Below are 18,042 nucleotides of genomic sequence, written 5' to 3' on the forward strand. Positions count from 1 at the left end.
CCCTTCGTCATCGCCCTCAACGGCTTCGACGGACACCAGCCCTACACCCCCGACGAAGTCCGCGAAGCCCTCCAGATCGGACCCGACACCCCGATTCTGACGACGGACGCGCGGCATCGGGCGGATGCGAAGAGTGCGCTGATCACTCTGGTGGAGCACGCCTTGATGGCGCGCCTGCGGTAGGTCCCTCCCGGGTCCGGATGCACGAAGGGCCCCGCACTCCGTGAGGAGTGCGGGGCCCTTCGGCGTGTGCGGGCCTGCGGATCAGCCCTGCCAGCTGTGGGGCGCGCGGAAGCCGGGGGTGCGCTCCAGGCGGCGCCAGCCCGCGGTGTCGCGGCGGTGGCGGGCGGGGGCGTCGGCGGGCTGCGCCGCTGCGCGGGCGAGCAGCACCGCCGTTATGGCGGCCAGCTCCTCGGGGTCGGCCAGACCCTTCTCGACGCGCAGCACGGACGCGGTGGCAGTGCTCATGAATGTCTCCGTCTTCTCGGCAGGTCTTCGCGGGGCCTTGCAGGGTTGCTGCGGGGCCGCGGACTACTGCGGGGGGTTGCCGTGCTTGCGGGACGGCAGGTCGGCGTGCTTGGAGCGGAGCATCGCCAGCGAGGCGATCAGGACCTCGCGGGTCTCGGCAGGGTCGATGACGTCGTCGACCAGGCCGCGCTCGGCGGCGTAGTACGGGTGCATCAGTTCGGCCTTGTACTCCTTGACCATGCGGGTCCGCATGGCTTCCGGGTCCTCGGCGTCGGCGATCTGCCGACGGAAGATGACGTTGGCGGCACCTTCGGCGCCCATCACCGCGATCTCGTTGGTCGGCCAGGCGTAGGTGAGGTCCGCACCGATGGACTGGCTGTCCATGACGATGTAGGCGCCGCCGTAGGCCTTGCGCAGGATCAGCGAGATCCTCGGCACCGTCGCGTTGCAGTACGCATAGAGCAGCTTCGCTCCGTGCCGGATGATTCCACCGTGCTCCTGATCGACGCCGGGCAGGAAGCCGGGTACGTCCAGAAGAGTGATGATGGGAATGTTGAACGCGTCACACATCTGGACGAACCGGGCGGCCTTCTCGCTCGCCTCGATGTCCAGGACACCCGCCAGGGCCTGCGGCTGGTTGGCGACGATGCCGACGACCTGGCCGTCCAGGCGGGCCAGCGCACAGATGATGTTGCGGGCCCAGCGCTCGTGGATCTCCAGGTAGTCGCCGTCGTCGACGAGCTCCTCGATGACCTTGTGCATGTCGTACGGGCGGTTGCCGTCGGCCGGGACGAGGTCCAGCAGGACATCGCCGCGCCGGTCGGCCGGGTCGTCGCTCGCCACGGTGGGCGGGTTCTCCCGGTTGTTCGAGGGCAGCATCCCGATCAGGTAGCGGACCTCGGCGATGCAGGTCTCCTCGTCGTCGTACGCGAAGTGCGCGACGCCCGAGGTCTCGGCGTGCACATCGGCACCGCCGAGGCCGTTCTGCGTGATCTCCTCGCCGGTGACCGCCTTGACGACGTCCGGTCCGGTGATGAACATCTGCGAGGTCTCACGGACCATGAAGACGAAGTCCGTGAGCGCCGGGCTGTAGGCCGCGCCGCCCGCGCACGGGCCGAGCATCACGCTGATCTGCGGGATGACACCGGAGGCCCGGGTGTTGCGCTGGAAGATGCCGCCGTAGCCGGCGAGCGCCGAGACGCCCTCCTGGATACGGGCGCCGGCGCCGTCGTTGAGCGAGACCAGCGGGGCACCGGCCGAGATGGCCATGTCCATGATCTTGTGGATCTTCGTGGCGTGGGCCTCGCCCAGCGCGCCGCCGAAGATCCGGAAGTCGTGTGCGTAGACGAAGACCGTGCGGCCGTCGACCGTGCCCCAGCCGGTGATGACACCGTCGGTGTACGGCTTCTTCTCCTCCAGGCCGAAGCCGGTCGCCCGGTGGCGGCGCAGCTGCTCGACCTCCTTGAACGAACCCGGGTCCACGAGCAGCTCGATGCGCTCACGCGCCGTCAGCTTGCCCTTGGCGTGCTGTGCCTCGGTCGCCCGGTCACTCGGTCCGCGCCGGGCCTGCTCGCGCAGTGCCAGCAGTTCCGCCACACGGCCACGGGTGTCGCTCGGCTCGCCCTGGGTTTCGTCCACAACGGTCATGTGTCGACCCTACGAACTCGACCTAGAGAATCCTGCCGTCGACTCCGTACAGTCTCCTGCCCGGTTTCCTGGTGGAGCCTGACAGAACCGGTGAACCATGCAGGCGAAGTACCAGGCCATACCCCTGTTTTTTTGTGGATGTTCCACAAAGGTTCACTGTGGCCTGCCGCACACCCCGGTCAGCCGGTGGGTGTTCCCGGCCTGGGCTTTCTGGACCTTCTGGATGTCCGTCAGCCTCGGCAGTACCGGCTCCGCCGGGTGCGCCATGGTGAGCAGCACGGCCTCGTAGAACGCGTCCCGCACCGCCGCCGGCATGACGTCCGACGCGTCCAGGCACAACGGCACCCGCTGGTCCGTGAAGCGGCGGCTCACCTCTTTGTCGACCGCGCCCTTCTTGGGCGGGACCGCGGCGTTCGGCGAGAACACCCCGCCCTTGCGGCCCCACTCCTCCTGCGCGTCCCGCGACGCGAGCCGCCGGATCAGCTCGCGTGCCCGGCCGCCGTCGCCGAAGAGCGCGGCGAAATCGGCCGACACCTCGTGCGCCCTCACCGTACGGGAGCCACCGGGCAGCAGTGGCGCCGAGTCGGTGAACATCGCCTCGCCGCTGCGGTCCCCGTAGAAGGCGCGGGCGAAGGACCCCTGGTGCTCCAGATCGCAGCCGCCGCCCAGGAGCAGCCCGTTCCCCCCGACCGGGCCGCGGTGGTCGGCCAGCAGCATGCGGCCGGCCACGTCCGGGTCCTGCGCGAGCATCCCGGCCCAGGTGGTCCAGGCGGCGATCACCCGGTCGTCGGTCCAGTCCAGGTCCCCGGTCGCCCAGCGCTCGTACAGCACCGGGCCCATGCGCTGGAGGATGAGGTCCTCGATCCAGTCGCTGCCGGGCCAGCCGGACGCACCGTCGTCGCCCATGCCCATGCACCACGAGGCCAGCGGCGCCGGGCGGAGCTGCGGCGCCTCGCCCTTGCGGTACCAGACGATGGACTTGAGGTCGGCCTTGAGCGGCATCCACAGATGGTCGGCGACGCCCTCCGCCCCCGGCCGCCAGGGCTTCCCGTACTCCGTGGGCTCGTACAGGCCGCGCAGCGAGCGCAGCCGGCCCTCCGCCGCGTACTCGACGAGTTCGCCGATGCCCGGCAGGATCGCGATGTCGGGCGGGTTGCCCGCCTGGACCTCGGCGAGCAGCACCTCGCGGGTCGCGGCGGTGCCCTGGTAGGTGTACGGGATCCCGAAACCGTTCAGGACATCCTTGAACTGGTGCTCCTGCTCGTCGGTCCACGGGCCGAGGATCGTCACCTTCGGCTCGGCGTCGCTGCCGCCGGGGGCCGCGAGACCGCAGCCGGACGCCGTCATCAACAGGGCCAGGGCGAGCAGGAGCGCGCGCGTGGAGCGGATCATCCGGCCCTCCAGTAGTCGACGTTGAGGCGCCGGACGATGCCGACGGCCGGCAGCAGGACGATCAGCGCGCCGCCGCCCAGCGACCCGTAGTACGTCCAGCTCTGCCAGCTCCGGGCGGCGAGCCTGCCGCGCAGGTCCGTGGACTTGTCGGTGACGAAGCGCTGGGACTTGGCCAGGTTCGTGTGGTTGTGGGCCTGTTCCTCGATCCCGACCAGCTGCCGGCGTGCGCTGTCCAGCTGCCGCTGGGTACTGACGGTCGCACGCAGCGGGACGACCGCGAGGGCGACGATCACCAGCAGCGCCGCCAGCAGCCAGAGGTCGTGGCTGCGGCCGCAGCGGCCGCGCAGCACCCACAGGGCGCTGACGACGGTCAGGGCCAGGACCAGCAGGCCGAGCTCGGCGGCCGCCCAGCCGGTCTGCTGAAGGGTGCCGAGGGAGCTGACCCGGTCCACGCGCCGCAGCTGGTGCTCCTGGAGGACGTCCAGGCGCGGCACGACCCCGGTGCCGGGGCGGCGCAGGAGCGTCCGCGCCTCCTGGAACTTCTCCTGCTGCATCAGGTCGTCCGGCTCCTCCACGTACTTGACGGCGCCGAGCGTGAGGGAGCTGCTGTACGAGGTCATCACGCCGTTGACCGTTTCGAGGACGCCGCGGCCGCGTTCCCCGTCGAGCTGCACATCGGAGAGCCGGGACAGGCCCTGCCCTGCGGCGGACAGCTGGTTCTCGTACCGCGCACCGGCGCCGACCACCGTGTCGGTCCTCTGGTCCACCGACTTCTGCGCCTCCTCGTGGGCGCGCAGCAGCGCCAACTGGGTGGCCGCCACGCCCTGAACGGCGGGGGCGCCCCGGGTGCGCATCTCGCCCGCGGCGTTCTGCACCTCCCGGTAGGAGACGAGCAGTGCGGTCATCGAGACGAGCGCGGTCACCACCATGACGACCAGATGCCGCTCCAGCAGCCGCCTGGTACGTGAACGGCGCGACCGGCGGGTCCGAAAGGCGCGCACCCGGCGGACCGGCGAGGGCATCGGCATCACAGGCTCCTTCCGCAGGCGATGCAGAACCGGGCGTGGGGCCCGGCGAGATGACGGCAGTGCGGGCACTTCACCGGCTTCCCGGTGCTGTGGCCGGACAGTTCCAGCCGGTGGCCGGAGGCGATGTGCAGCCGCCCGCGGCGCACCGTGCCCCGGTCCACGGTCGGGCCCACCCGGACCAGTCCGCGCGGACCGTCGACGATGTCGGCCACCTTGCGCACGTCCTGGAGGACCCAGGCGGCGCCGATCTCCGTGGCGAGCCGGACCGCGAGGCCGAACTGCTGCTCGGCCTCGTCGCGGCTCATCGGATCGAGTGCGGCGTATCCGCGGTTGAGGGCGGTCCGCATCTGGGTGGCCGCGTTCATCGCCTGAAGCGTGCCGCCCCCGCCGCCGGTCGCCCCCGCGCCCACGGCGACTCCGGGCGGCAGCCAGCGCACCAGCAGCGCGGCGGTGGCGTCCCCGACGGAGACGGTGGCCAGTTGCAGCAGCACGCCCAGCGGGTCGGTGCTCGCGTCGGCGTGGACGGTGAGGAGGTAGTCGCGGGTGCCCGGCTCCCACTGGTGGGTGGGGAAGTCCACCCGGTGCGGGTCCTCCTGCCGCAGGACGGGTTCGATCCCTTGCGGGCGGGGGGCGGTCTCGGTCAGTTCCAGCGCGCGCACCGCCGGACGCGCGGTCACCACGACGGGCAGTTCGGGGCTGCGGACCCGGCGCAGCCGTCGCAGCGCCCCCGTGACGGCGGGGCCGAACCGTTCGGGGGTGTGTTCGGCCGTGCCGTGCAGGCTCTCGACGAGGGCGAGCAGCGGCGCGGGATCCCAGTCCCCGCCGACGGCCAGCACATCCGCGGTGAACTCGCCCTGGCAGGCGTCGAGTTCCGCCCGCAGTGCGCCGCCGCCGTCAGGCCCGGCATCGTCCGCCGGGTCCCGGCCGCTGCCGTCGGTGATCAGCAACAGGTGCCGCAGCGGCAGCCGGCGCTCGGTGAACAGCGCGCGGGCGGCGGCGAGCCAGGCCGGATACCCGGGCGGCGGCCGGTCGCCCGAGGCCGGGACGATCCGGCCGGCGCTGAACGCGGCGCGGCGCTTCTCCATGGTGTCGGCCAGTGCCCACCGTCCGTGCAGCGGGTAGCAGCGGGTCGGCTCCCCGCTCGCGTCGGCGCCGCCCAGGACGGCGAAGGAGACCCCGTCGGGCAGGGCGCGCAGCGTGGCGGCGAGGGCGGCCGCCGCGGCCTCCCGGCGCCCGGCGGCGACGTCCAGCGCGATGACGACGGCGAGTTCGATGCCGGGCACCTCGTCACGGGGGCCGACGCCGACCGCCTCGACCCGCAGATGGGCGCCGATCAGGGCGTCGTGGTGCGGCTGCTGATCGCGCCGGACGTCCAGGGACACCATGAACTCCAGCCCGGACGAAGGGGCGTCGACGCCCATGGGACTGCCTCCAGCGGTTACGGAACGGGGGTGCGGCGGTTGTGAGCGGGTCCATGGACGCCGACTGTCAGAAGCGGGTCCGAAAGCGCCTGCTGACAGAGGGGGTCCACCGGCACCGGCTGTCGGCAGCGCGGGTCCACGGGCACCGAGTGTCAAAGGCGCGTCCTCGGGCGTCGGCTGTCGGAGCCGTGTCCTCCGACGCCGACTGCCGTCAGGGACACGTCCACGGTCACCGGCTGTCAGAAGGGGGTCTGCGGGCGGACCGCGTGGGAGAGGTCGATCATCCGCTCGTACTCGGCCGGTGCCTGACGCTGCCGGGCCAGCCAGCGGTAGCACTGCTCCAGCTCCTCCCGGACCGCCCGCTCCCCGGGCACGGCCGGGGGCGGCAGCCCGATCCGCAGGAGGCCGCCCCGGGGCCGTGGGGCCCGGCTCGCGGTCCGGACGGCGTCGAGCTTCCACTCGTACAGTTCGGTCCGCAGCAGCCAGGCCGCCTCGTCGCCCGCGACCACCGGGGACGACGAGCCCGGCCCCGGCGCGAGGGCGGCGAGGCAGGCGTCGATCTCCGCCTCGTCGGGCAGCGGCCGCTCCCCCGTCGCGAGCCGGGCCGCCCGGATGCGCAGGGCGGCGATCCGGGCGACGGTGTGGTCCCGCGACTCGTCGGGCACCAGGCCGAGGACCTCGGTCGCCGCGGCCCGGTCGCCGCGCGCCAGAGCGAGCCTGGCCAGTCCCAGGGCCGCCCCGACGTGCGAGGGGTTGCGGGCGTGCACGGCCCGGAAGAGTTCGTACGCCGATGGGCCCGGCGCGGCCGGCCGGCCGTCGCCGAGCTGTTCCGCGCAGTACGCCAGCGCCAGCTTGGCCGCGTACTCGCCGGGCAGGGCCCGGTGCACGGCCGAGAAGTGCTCCAGGGCCGCTTCGAGCATCGGCTGCCGGTCGTCCAGGACATCGGCGCTGCGCAGCGCGACGAGTCCCCAGTGCCAGCTGAGCCGCCACTGCCGGACCGGCCCCGGGCCCGGGATCGCGGCCGCGGCCTGTACCTGTTCCCTGGCCGCGACGAGCGCCTCGTCCCCGTCCTTGCCGATCAGCAGCCGGGCGTTGTGCAGGCAGATCTCCACCGACCGCTCCCCGTGGTCCGGCTGGGCCAGCGGCTGCCCCGGGTCGTAGCTGCTGACCCCGAACCGGGCGGCCTGCGGATCTCTCGGATAGGGCCGGGGCACCGGCAGCCGGCGGGCGATCTCGGTCGCGGTGGGCAGCCCCGAGTCGAGCACGGGCGCCTGCGGCGTCTCCCGGCGGCCGTACAGCGGGCGGCGCAGCCAGTGCGCGTAGTCGGGCACCGAGCCCAGGCGGGCGCCCAGCAGTTCGGTGGACGGGGTGAAGTGGGCGGAGGGTTCGGGCTGGTCGCGCTTGCCGCGCAGGGCCCGGATCTCGCGCAGTACTCCGCGGAGCTGGCCGGCCATGTCCTCGGCGGAGCCGAACCGGCGCTCCGGGTCGTGGGCCGTCGCCCGCTCCACGACCAGCCGGAACGAGCTGATGCCGAGCCCCGGCACGTCGTCGCCGACCGCCCAGCCGGCCAGTTCGGCCAGGGTGACCCCGACCGTGTGCACGTCGTGGGCGACGGTGAGGGGCCCCGTCCCGTCCGTCTCGGGTGCGGCGAACCACGGAGTGATCACGGGCGGCGGGTCGGTGGCGCCCGCCTTGCGGACCCCGCCGAGGTCGATGACCTTGATGCCGTCGAGGTGGTGGATCACGTTGGACGGCTTCATGTCGCCGTACAGGAAGCCCATGTCGTGCAGATGGGCGAGGGCCTCCAGGATCTGGCAGCCGTAGGTGACGACGTGCTCGATGTCGAGGACGAAGGCGCCCTGGCGGGTCGATTCGACGACGGCCGACAGGGTCCGGTCGCCGACGTCCTCCATCACGATGTACCCGCCGGAGACGGTGCCGTCCGCGTTGCGCGTGCTGACGAAGTCCCGGATCTGGACGATGCGTTCGTGCCGGATGGCGACGAGGCTGCGGCGCTCCTCGCCGGCCTGGGCCGCGCCGCGTTCCGCGTACCGGTTGAGGAGGCCCTTGACCGCGACGAAGTCCTCCAGGTGGGTGTCCTCCGCCAGATAGACCCAGCCCTGGCCGCCGTGGGCGATGGGGCCGCGGATCCGGTACTGGTCCTGGAGCGGAGCTCCGTCCTTCGTCAGCTCGGGGCGGTAGGAGTACGGGGCACCGCAACTCGGGCAGTACCCCTCGTCCGGTGGCGGTGCGGCCGTGTGCGGCGGGACGAACGACGTGCGGCACGCCTCGGCCGAGCACGTCATCACGATGCGCACCGGATGCTCGGCGGCGGCGAGGCGCTCGGCCGGGCTGCCGGGGTCCAGCAGGGGCAGTTCGAGCAGTCCGGCGGGGCCGTGCCGCTCGGGTGCGGTGGGCAGCGGCGGCAGTCCGGGGGCCCCTTCGTCACGGCCGCAGGTGTCGCAGTAGCCCGTCGGCTGGACGGCACCGCCGCAGGGGGCGCCGGTGAAACGCCGGTGCGGGCACGGAATCCTCATCGGCGCTCCGCCGGCCCGCGCCCGGTCCTCGGACCGGGCAGATCCGCTGCGCCCGTGCCGTGCGCCCGGTCGAGGTCGTCACGTAACTCCCTCAACAACTGCTTGAGTTGTATCAGCTGGTCCTGCGGATCGGCCAGCAGTCTCAGCTCCCGCAGCCGGTGGCGGCGGGCCGCCGACCCGACCGTGGGGCGCGGGACCAGGGAGGCCGACTCCACCATCCCCCGCAGTCCGGCCCACTCCCCCTCGATGCGCTCGACCCGGCGGACCAGCGCCTCGGCCCGCTCCTCCAGGGCGGGCACCAGCAGGTGCCGCGCCACCTCGGCCAGTCCCGCGCCGTCGGCCCGGCGGAACACGACCAGCAGCCTGAACCCGAGCGTCCTGACGCGCGCCAGCAGCAGCACGAGAGCCACCGGATCCGGGTCCTCGTCCAGGCCGATCACGGCGAGCACCGGTCCCGTTCCGGCGGGCCTGCCGCCGTCCGTGCGGTCCGGGGCGGTGCCGCCCTCCAACAGCCAGTCCCGGTAGGCGTTGCGCTTGTGCCGGGGCGGCCGCACCTGCGCCACCAGGGTCTCGACGAGCTCCGCGGGCCTCGTGCTCCCACCCCGGCAGACGAGGTGGGCCCGGTGGAGCTGGTGCTGCAGGACGCGGTCGCGGCCGCTGCCGTGTGCGACGACACCGAAGCGCACGGCGGGTTCCTCACCGCCTGCGAACCACTGCCGCAGCCGCAGCTCCAGCCCCCGGTCCCAGCCGTCCGGCCCGCTCAGCTCGGCGACCAGCGGCACGAGGCCGGCGATGCGGTCGACGGGGATCATGTACGAGAACGCCAGGTCGTTCTCGACGGGCGGTGCCAGTTCCAGATCGCCGCGCCAGCTGACGACCAGGCCGACGACCTCCTCCGTCCCCGGCCGCTCGCCCCGGGTCTGGACGGCGGCGCCGCTGAACCCGGGGCGCACCACCTCGGCGTTGGTCCCTGCGTCGAGCTGCACCCAGTCCCCGTGCAGTCCGCTGATCCGGCCGCTCAGCCACATCCCGTCGTCGAAACTCTGGGAGTATCCGCCGATCCACACCTCACGGCCCCGCTCCAGCCTTCTTCCGAGCGGTGCGGGCGCCGCCTGCGGGCGGGGACTGTCCAGGGCGAGCACGGCGACGTCCTCACCGCCGGCCCCCTCCGGTCCCGGCAGCCAGCCGTCCGGGGCGACCCGGGCGCCGACGGGCGGGATGCCGGGGTTCTCGGCGAACTCCACCCACATCCGGGCGTCGGGCTCCCCGACGACATGGGCACAGGTCAGCAGCCGGTCCTGTGTGAGGAGCACTCCGGCCCCGCACACGAGCCCCTCCGCACCGCCGCGGCGTAATCGGAGCCGCCAGTCCGCTCTCAACTCCCCCATACCGCTTGAGAGTACGCGTGCAACAGCCATCGTTCCCAGACTCCGCGCAGACTTCGGCCCCAACGGGTTACCGGACGTCGCACCCCAGGATGGCGCCCGCCGTCCCGGGGTCCACGCCCAGGACGAGCCGCCGGCCGGTGGCGCGGACCTCGATGCCCGGGTCCGCCGAGACGACCTCGCGCACCGGCCGGTCCCAGACCACTTCGAACGGTGCGCCGCTCCGGTCGGGCCCGCTGACGCGGACGGCTGTCGCGCTCCGGCCCTCGCGTACGAGGACACTGGCCGGTCCGGTCGAGGAGAGCCGTCCGGCAGTGCCCGGCTGCCAGAAGTTGGCGGCGGTCAGCCCGAGCGAGCGCACGGCGACGGCCTGCACGGCCGCGGTGTTGGCGAGCACCGTCAGCCAGTGCCCGTCGGCCGCGCGGGCGGCGACGGTGCGCCGGGAGGCGCCGGGCATCAGGAGGTAGAGGTAGGTGGCGTCGGCCGGGTCGGTGCCGTGGTCGAGCCAGAGGGTCTGCCAGTGACGGGTCTGCCGCTCGGTGGAACTGGTGGTGTTGATGTCGGACCAGGCGCCGGTCCTGGCCTCGCGCAGGGTCCGCAGGGCCGCGCCACCGGGCAGCACCCACCCGCCGTGTCCCTCCAGATGGGCCCAGCGGGGGCGGTCACCGTCGTCGACGGTGAGGGCCTGGCGCCCGTCCGGCCCCAGGTTGCGGTTGTCGACGACCGTCTCGACGGGGACCCCGTCGGCGGCGCCGATGCCCGCGCCGAGGCAGATGACCGCGTCCGCGGCGCAGAACCAGGACTTGCGGGCCTCCAGGGTGGAGTCGAGGCCCTTCACATGCTGTCCGACCGCGGCGAACTCGCCGTCGTGGGCGCCGCCGACCCACTGCACGGCGGGCTTCGGCTCGCCCCATTCGCCGCCGGCCCGGTCGGCGAGGCGCTTGGTGGAGACGGTGGTGCCGGGCAGCCGGTACCAGTCGACGGTGGGCCAGAACCAGTCGGTGTACTGGCCGCCGCCGGCCGGTCCGGCCCACCAGTGGAGCATTCCGGCCCCGGTGTGCCAGCCGCGCGGATTCTCGCCGTTGCCGCACTCGTAGGCGCTGATCCGCTCCGAGGCCATCGACACGTTCGCGACCCAGCCGGGGCGGCGGTGCACGGCCCGGTCCATCGCGGCGAACAGGGTGTGGCCGACGGGTTCGGGCGCGGCCGGGACGGGGGCGTCGGCCGCCGCCTGCAGCCGGGACAGGTCGGCGACCCCGAACTGCGGGGCGGCGAGGACCGGGCTGACGGTGTCCCGTTCGATCCAGCCCTTGACCATGCCGTTCCACCGGTCGCGTTCGGCGGCTGACGCACCTCCCGCGAGCAGCGCGACGGCGGCGATCAGGCCCTGGCCGTGGAAGTGGTCGCTGCGCATGATGCGGAGCTCGTCGCTCTTGAGGAGGCCGCGGCTGATGGCACGGCCGTTGACGCAGTCCATCATCAGGCCGTCGTGGATGAGCGGGGCGTAGGCGTGCTCGACGCTGTCGAGTATGATCTGCCGGCCCGGGTCGGTGACCGCCCAGGCCGATCCGGCCAGCAGGGCGAAGAGCCGGCCGAGGCCGTCGAGCATGACCTGGCCGTACGTGCCCGAGTAGGCGACCCAGGTGTGCTGGACGAACGAGCCGTCGGCGTACAGGCCGTCGCCCTTCGTCACGTACGGGAAGACGGGCGAGAGGGCGTCGCGGGCGAGCGCGGTCTTCGCCGCGTCCCGGCCGAGGATGCCGCGCAGGGCGACGGAGCGGCACAGGTCGACGCGGTTGGCGCCGGTCGAGGTGCCGCTGTAGTCGGTGAGCACGGTGTCGGGGATGAAGTGGTCGACGGCCGCGCAGGCGGCCGCGACTCGCTCCTCGCCGAGTTGGGGCCGGAGCACGGCGACGATGTCCATGAGCAGGCGCGGGCTGCCGATCTGCCACTCCCACCAGTTCCCGTACCGGGCCGTGGTGGTGTTGTAGACCGTGGCGGAGAGGTGGTCCAGGCCGCGGAGGATGTCGGCGAGGAGGCCCGCTTCGCCGGTGTGGCCGGTGCCCTGCTGGGCGTACGCCTGGGTCATCGTCCACAGCCGGCCGTAGCTCCAGGTGATGCCGGACGGCGGGTCGAAGGTGTGCCCGGCCCAGAGGGAGTCGGCGGCGGGGGCCATCGTGGAGCGGAACTCCGTGGCGAGTCCGCCGGTCTCGGCCAGCTTGGCGGCGTAGGGCTCGGCGGCGGGGTCGTAGCCGGTGCCGAGCGACAGGTCGTTCCACCGCAGCCGGAGCGTCTCGAACTCGTCCTGCGCCGCGCGGGCCGTCGGGGCGAGCGCCAGTCCGAGTGCGGTGGCACTGCCGGTGGCGAGGAAGGCACGGCGCGACCATGCGGGCAGGAGTGACACAGGACTACCTCCGGTGGGCAAGTGGTTCGGACCGGACGGGGCTTGGTCTAAGGGCTGTCCCGTAATCCCTGGCGGGCGCGCGACGACAGCTACGGCACCTCGCCGCGTTGTCGGAACGTCCGAACACATCCAGTATGCGGACGTTCCTCCGCCTTGCGATGCACCGCATCCGACGCCGCGCGCCGATCCACCAGGGATTACGGGACAGCCCTTAGCACGCGCTTACTGCTGCGCGGAAGGGGCGGACCGGTGGCGGCCCGCCCCCTTCCCCTCATGGAGCCGTTCAGCTTCCGCAGTGGAAGCGGGCGCTGCCCCAGTCGGCGTGGTCGTTGCCGTTGCCGTCGCCGCCGTCACCGGCGATCAGCTCGACGTACTTCGCGCCGGTGACGTCCGCCGTCAGCGACCAGGCGCTGTCGGCGGCCCTGAGGACCGGGGACCTCACCTTCTCGGTGCCGTCGGCCGTCACGGAGAACTGCACGCTGCCTGCGCTCTTCTGCACGTCGTCCACGCCCACCTCGGCGGTGAACGAGGTGCACTTGCCGCCCAGGTAGTAGCGGACCTTCGCCGGTGCGTGGCTGCCGATGCCCTTCTCGTACACCGTTCCGCCGATGGTCAGCGCGGTGCCGTCACCGGTGCCGGTCTCGCCGTTGGAGAGGTCGCGCTCGACCGGTCCCCAGCCGTTCTCGGAGGCCGTCCAGTCCAGGTCACTGGCCCAGCTGTCCGTGGTGGGCGGCAGCGGCAGGGTCCGTACGGACGTCTGCGCGCCGAGCGTCCGCTGCGCGCCGCCGACCGTGTAGGCGGCCTCGGAACTCAGCGGGTACGTCCGGTACTCGGCGTCCACCGGCGGGGTGACCTGCCAGCTCGCGGTGACCTTCGCGCCGGCCGCGACCGAGTCGAAGGTGACGGCGTCCGCGGGCTCGGCCTGCCAGCCCTCGGGGAGGGCGAGGTTCACCGACACCGCGGTGGCGGCGGTGGCCTCGTAGTTGGTGAAGCTCGCCTTCACGGTGTTGGCCGTGCCCGGCTCCAGGGTCTCGGCGGCCGGGTCGAGGCTCAGCGTGCCGCAGGCGGCCTGCTCACCGGCCGGGGCGGCGCCCAGGTCGGTCACGGTGAAGCCGTCGAGGACGAAGTCGGCGCCGTCGGGGGCGTCGCCGCGCTTGCGCAGCCCGGTCCAGGTGTCGCCGCAGCCGGCGGTGACGGTCTCGGAGAAGTGCGCGGTGGTGTGCTGCGCACCGATCGCGGTGGCCCGTGTCCCGACCGAGTCGGGCGCGCCGTCCGCGGTGATCCGGTCGTAGCCGTCGACCCATTCGTAGGCGTCGGCGTGGCTGGACTGGTAGTCGTACTCGACCTTGTAGCGGTGGCCGTCGGTCATCGGGACGGTCCAGGGCGCGGTCCGGTAGACGAGTCCGGTGTTCTCCTCGTGGGCCTTGAGGGACTCCTTGCCGCCGAGCACGTCGTCGATCAGCTTCCCGTTCCAGCCGGCCCGGGTGTACGGGGCGTGCAGCTGGGAGATGCTGGTGCGGGGGTCGGTGGAGCCGCCCGCGTCGCCCTTGAGGAAGGGACCCCAGCCCTGGTCGACGTCCTCGAAGTCCTCGTACACGACGGTGTTCTTCTTGGTCGCCGGGGCGTTGGCGACGATGCGTACGTCATCGATGCGGACGGTCGCGTCGCTGCCGTCGGCGGCCTCGACGCGCAGGGTGGTGCGCCCGTTCGCCGGGGCGGTGAAGTTCACCTTGGCGCGCTGGAAGTACGTGCCGTGCCAGTCGGACGCGGCGACTTGGTCCTTCGCGGTGGAGCGGTCCACGGCGACGGACTTCCCGCCGGCCGACAGCGTGGTGTGCCGGGTCTTCCCGGGCCGGACCTCGATGAGGGCGGACGCGCTGTAGCGCGTGCCGGGCTTCAGTCCACCGACTGTCTGGGAGAGCGCCGCCGTGCCGGTGCCGGAGAGCTTCGCGCTGTTGCGGCCCTGGCTGTCGGTGTCGCGGGCTGCGGTGCCGGTCTTCGACCAGGCGGACAGCTTGCTGTCGTTGAACCCGGGGTCGTCGACGAGGGTGCCCTCACCCCACTTCGCGTCGGCGGCCTTCGGCGCCTTGTCCGGGTAGAGGACGTACGGCTGCCCCGCCTCCGCCGTCAGCGTGATCTTCCCGTCGACGGGACGGACGGTGCCGGTCTTCACCCGGCCGTTGTCCGTGAGCGCGTAGACCGTGTACGAGCCCGTGGAGGGGACGGCCCAGGTGCTCGTACCGCCGGACTTGCTGTAGTGGTACAGCTTCTTGCCGCCGTCCCACGGGAGGAGGTAGTCGGTGCCGCTGAGCACCTTGCGGCCGTGGTCGTAGAAGGTCCTCTTCCCGTCCTCGACCGTGCCGCTCACCCCGCCGGTGAAGGTGATGTCGTTGCCGTCCCAGCGGGTGATCCTCTGCTGCTGGAGGTACTTCGCGGGCAGGTTGCGCTGCCAGATGTTGTCGTAGAAGGAGTTCCAGTCGGTCTCGCCGGTCCAGCCCTCGAACTCGTCGATGGCACTCTGGCCGAGCACCGGGTCGTTGTTCCAGACGTCCTTCTCGCCGTTGCGGATGAACCGGATGATCTGCGAGTTGAGGCCCTTGTTGGTGGCGCCGCCGTAGTCGAGGTCGTTGGCCCAGTGCGACCAGAGCGAGCCGCGTTCGAACTTGTCGGCCCATTCGCTGGAGACGTTCCAGCCCTGCGTCTGGAGGGACTGGAGGGTCTTGTCGGCGATCCAGCCGTGCGTGTAGTAGACGTCGATGTACAGCATGCTGAGGTTGCTGCCGGTCTCGTCCCGCAGCTGCTGGAAGCGCTTGGCCAGGTCACCGCTGTTGATGTCGCGGCGCTGGTCGATGTAGTAGCTCTGGTTGAGCCAGTTCCAGCCGGGCTTCGACTTGTCGACGAGGTTCTCGTCGAAGGCCTTCGCCTCCGGGTAGGCCTCGGTGGCGTTGACGTGGACGCCGAAGGTCGCGCCCCACTTCTTGCCGTCCTTCAGGAGTTCGTTGAGGTCCTTCAGCCCGCCTGCGCGCTTGTTGTAGTTGCCGCCGTAGTCGGGGTGGGCGGAGTCGTGGCCCTCGGAGGCGTACCCCTTGAGCAGCGCGAGCTGGCCGAGGCCGTCGGTGGAGAGGGAGATCCGCTTGACGTCGTCGAGCGTGCGCAGGAAGGGATGCGTGGCCTGGCTGGCGAAGTTGAACGGGATGTGGGTGACGACCCGGTCCGCGGTGTCCTCGCTGCCCGGGGCGACGACGCCGATGGAGCGGAAGGCGACGGCGCCGTCCTGCCAGTCGACGGTCTTGTCGCCGTTGGCGTCGGGGGTGACGACGACCTTGGCCCAGGGCAGGTTGTCGCCGCTCTCCGGCTTGGGCGCACCCTCGCCGCGGTAGGTCCACTGGCCTGACCAGACGCCGACCCGGGTGGAGCCGTCGTCGTCCTTGCGGGCCTGGTGCCAGAAGCGGGCGTCGTCGCCGCCGGTGGCGCCGGAGGGCTTGTCGTACGAGGAGTTGGACTCGACGGCGGCCGCGAGCGAGCCGGTGTTGACGATCGCGTAGGTGCCGCCGACCGGTGCCGCGTCGGCCTTGGTGGCGTCGGTGACCTTCGCGAAGACGTCGGCCGTCTTCGTCGAGTCGGGGTCGAGCCTGGTGAAGGCGGTGGCGGCGCCGGTGTCGGTGCTCGCGACGGAGACGAGGTCGTGGCCGGGGATGTCGATCGTGCCGACCCGGAACGCCTCGGTGTCGCGGACGGCCGTCACCTTGAAGGTGGTGGCGCGCCCTGACACGGAGAGCGAGGCGTCGATCTCGACGCCCGGCAGATCGGCGAAGACGAGTGTGTAGCGGGCGGCCGATGCCGTGATCTCGGGCGCGCCCTTGAGCCGCACCGGGTGTGCGGTGCCGTTGAGGGTGACGGCGGTGACCGGCCGGGTGCTGCCGGCCAGCTGGTCCCCGGTGGCGCGGTCGGTGTACGTGAGGACGCGCGGGAAGTCGTCGGCGACGGCGACGGCGAGCTGCGCCGATCCGATGACGGGCGCGTCCGCCGGGACGGCGGACCCGGCCGCGGCGGGGGCGGGGGCGGCGGCTGAGGCGGGGAGGGCGGTCCCCACCAGAGCCAGGACGGCTGCTGAGGCGGCGGCTGCGGCGCCCACCGAAGTAAATCTTGGCGACATGTGCTCTGCGTAGTCGCCGTGTCGGGACACCGTCAACGACGTACGGCCCCGAGGGCCTCTCCAGTCCAACAACCGTGCCGCGTAAGTCCAAGTGGGGAGTGCGCAGGTCATCGCGGTGCCCGTGTTCAGTTCCTGATCAAGCAGATGCGGAGAGTTCGCTCCACGTCCCGCCAAATACCTCCGAACAGCGTCGAGTTGTGAAGACTTCTTTCTTTTGAGAGCGCTCTCAGTCACAAGTCTTGACGCCCACCCCGACCGTCGCGAGAGTGGTGCGCATCGCGGACGCCTCCGTTCCACCTCCCCGCACGGCCACCCCGTCCGCGACCCCCCACACCCCCGGAGTCGCCTCATGATTTCGCGCAGAATGTTCCTCACCGGTGGCGTCGCCGCCTCCGCGACAGCACTCACCTATCCCCTCTGGGGAAGCGCGCTGAGCCCGAGCGCGTCGGCGTCCGCAGCCACCTGTGAACTGGCCCTGGAGAACCGCTCACTGCCCGGCCGGGTCAACGCCTACGTCACCGGCCACGAGCAGGGAACCGACCGCTGGGTGCTGCTGCGGGCGGACGGCAGCGTCTACCGCCCCGACTCCCCCGCGGCCCCGCAGACCCCGCTGCCGGTCGACTGCGCCATCCCGCTGAACGCGGCGGGCAGCGCACCGGTCGTCCTCACGCTTCCGCAGATGTACGGCGCCCGCGTCTACTTCGTCCGCGACGACACCCTGGACTTCTACCTCAACCCGGGCCCGGCGCTGGTCGAGCCGGCCTTCGCCACGTCCACGGACGCCAACTACGGGCGCACCTGGTCGTTCTGCGAGTTCACCTTCAACCCGCAGCAGCTGTACGCGAACATCAGCTACGTCGACCTGGTGACGGCGCTGCCGATCGGCCTCAAACTGGAGGGCGACACCACGCACACGGTGGCACCGCTCCCCGACGGCGCCGTGCAGAGGATCGCCGACGGCCTCACGGCCCAGGCCGCCGCCGACGGGCAGCCGTGGGACCAGCTGGTCACGCGCGGCTCGGACGGCAGCGTGCTGCGGGTCATCTCGCCGCAGAACCTGATGGCCCCGTTCTTCGACCGGCCGGACCAGATGCCGTTCCGCGATCTGTTCACCGCGCAGATCGACGAGGTCTGGGAGAAGTACCGCTCGACCGATCTGCGGATCGACCTCCAGGGCGGGCGCGGCGTCTTCACCGGTCGGGTCAGCGGCGACACCCTGACCTTCAACGGCGGGCACACCTTCACCAAGCCCGTCTCCAAGGACATCTTCACCTGCAACCACGGGCCGTTCACCAACAACCCGGCGGACTCCGACGACAAGAAGGGCCTGCTGGCCAGGCTCGCGGCCGGCTTCAACCGCTCGATCATGATCAGCCACCCCGACCAGCCGAACGGCACCACGGTGGCGGACTACTACCGGGGCGGGGTGACCAACCACTGGTCGCGCATCGTCCACGCCAACAGCCCGATCGGCTACGCCTTCCCGTACGACGACGTACGTCCCGACGGGGAGCCGGACGTCTCGGGCGCCGCGAACGACGGCAACCCGCGGCGGTTCACGGTGACCGTGGGGTCCTGACCCCCTTCCGCGCATGCGTGTGCCC

The 18,042-nt window shown here is 72.2% G+C and carries 10 protein-coding genes and 1 pseudogene; 2 read left to right on the forward strand and 9 right to left on the reverse strand.

Going from position 1 to position 18,042, the window contains the following annotated elements; all coding sequences use genetic code 11:
* Window positions 1–183 (forward strand): annotated as a pseudogene (locus ABT025_RS33475) (ATP-binding protein); the annotation flags it as partial.
* Between the two features lie 81 nt (window positions 184–264).
* Here the strand turns inward: ABT025_RS33475 and ABT025_RS33480 are convergent.
* The 9 genes from ABT025_RS33480 to ABT025_RS33520 all read right to left on the reverse strand — a co-directional run bounded on the left by ABT025_RS33480 (window position 265) and on the right by ABT025_RS33520 (window position 16,438).
* Window positions 265–468 carry an acyl-CoA carboxylase subunit epsilon gene (locus ABT025_RS33480; RefSeq protein ID WP_351002416.1) on the reverse strand — a complete coding sequence of 68 codons (204 nt, stop codon included), beginning with the start codon at window positions 466–468 and terminating at the stop codon, window positions 265–267.
* Window positions 469–531: 63 nt separating this feature from the next.
* On the reverse strand, window positions 532–2,115 hold the full coding sequence (locus ABT025_RS33485) for an acyl-CoA carboxylase subunit beta (RefSeq protein ID WP_351002417.1): 1,584 nt from the start codon (window positions 2,113–2,115) through the stop codon (window positions 532–534).
* A 153-nt stretch (window positions 2,116–2,268) separates the two neighbouring features.
* Window positions 2,269–3,507 (reverse strand): carbohydrate ABC transporter substrate-binding protein, encoded by a 1,239-nt coding sequence (locus ABT025_RS33490; protein ID WP_351002418.1) that lies wholly within the window; start codon window positions 3,505–3,507, stop codon window positions 2,269–2,271.
* On the reverse strand, window positions 3,504–4,535 hold the full coding sequence (locus ABT025_RS33495) for a hypothetical protein (protein WP_351002419.1): 1,032 nt from the start codon (window positions 4,533–4,535) through the stop codon (window positions 3,504–3,506). Before ABT025_RS33495 ends, ABT025_RS33490 begins: the two co-directional genes overlap by 4 nt.
* Window positions 4,535–5,956, reverse strand: a complete 1,422-nt coding sequence (locus ABT025_RS33500) for a vWA domain-containing protein (RefSeq protein WP_351002420.1) — start codon at window positions 5,954–5,956, stop codon at window positions 4,535–4,537. Before ABT025_RS33500 ends, ABT025_RS33495 begins: the two co-directional genes overlap by 1 nt.
* Window positions 5,957–6,195: 239 nt before the next feature.
* On the reverse strand, window positions 6,196–8,493 hold the full coding sequence (locus ABT025_RS33505; RefSeq protein WP_351002421.1) for a serine/threonine protein kinase: 2,298 nt from the start codon (window positions 8,491–8,493) through the stop codon (window positions 6,196–6,198).
* Window positions 8,490–9,881 carry a S1 family peptidase gene (locus tag ABT025_RS33510; protein WP_351002422.1) on the reverse strand — a complete coding sequence of 464 codons (1,392 nt, stop codon included), beginning with the start codon at window positions 9,879–9,881 and terminating at the stop codon, window positions 8,490–8,492. Before ABT025_RS33510 ends, ABT025_RS33505 begins: the two co-directional genes overlap by 4 nt.
* Before the next feature lie 67 nt (window positions 9,882–9,948).
* A complete protein-coding gene (locus tag ABT025_RS33515) occupies window positions 9,949–12,273 on the reverse strand; it encodes a polysaccharide lyase 8 family protein (protein ID WP_502972084.1) in 2,325 nt (774 codons plus the stop codon).
* Window positions 12,274–12,565: 292 nt separating this feature from the next.
* Entirely contained in the window at window positions 12,566–16,438 is a 3,873-nt protein-coding gene (locus ABT025_RS33520) for an endo-alpha-N-acetylgalactosaminidase family protein (protein ID WP_351002423.1), read from the reverse strand.
* Between the two features lie 349 nt (window positions 16,439–16,787).
* On the opposite strand from ABT025_RS33520, the gene ABT025_RS33525 reads away from it, so the two are divergent.
* Complete coding sequence (locus tag ABT025_RS33525) at window positions 16,788–18,017, forward strand: glycoside hydrolase family 64 protein (protein ID WP_351002424.1); 1,230 nt, start codon at window positions 16,788–16,790, stop codon at window positions 18,015–18,017.
* Window positions 18,018–18,042 lie beyond the last annotated feature (25 nt).

Origin of the sequence: Streptomyces sp. NPDC002809, assembly GCF_040295435.1 — a bacterium.
GTDB lineage: Bacteria > Actinomycetota > Actinomycetes > Streptomycetales > Streptomycetaceae > Streptomyces.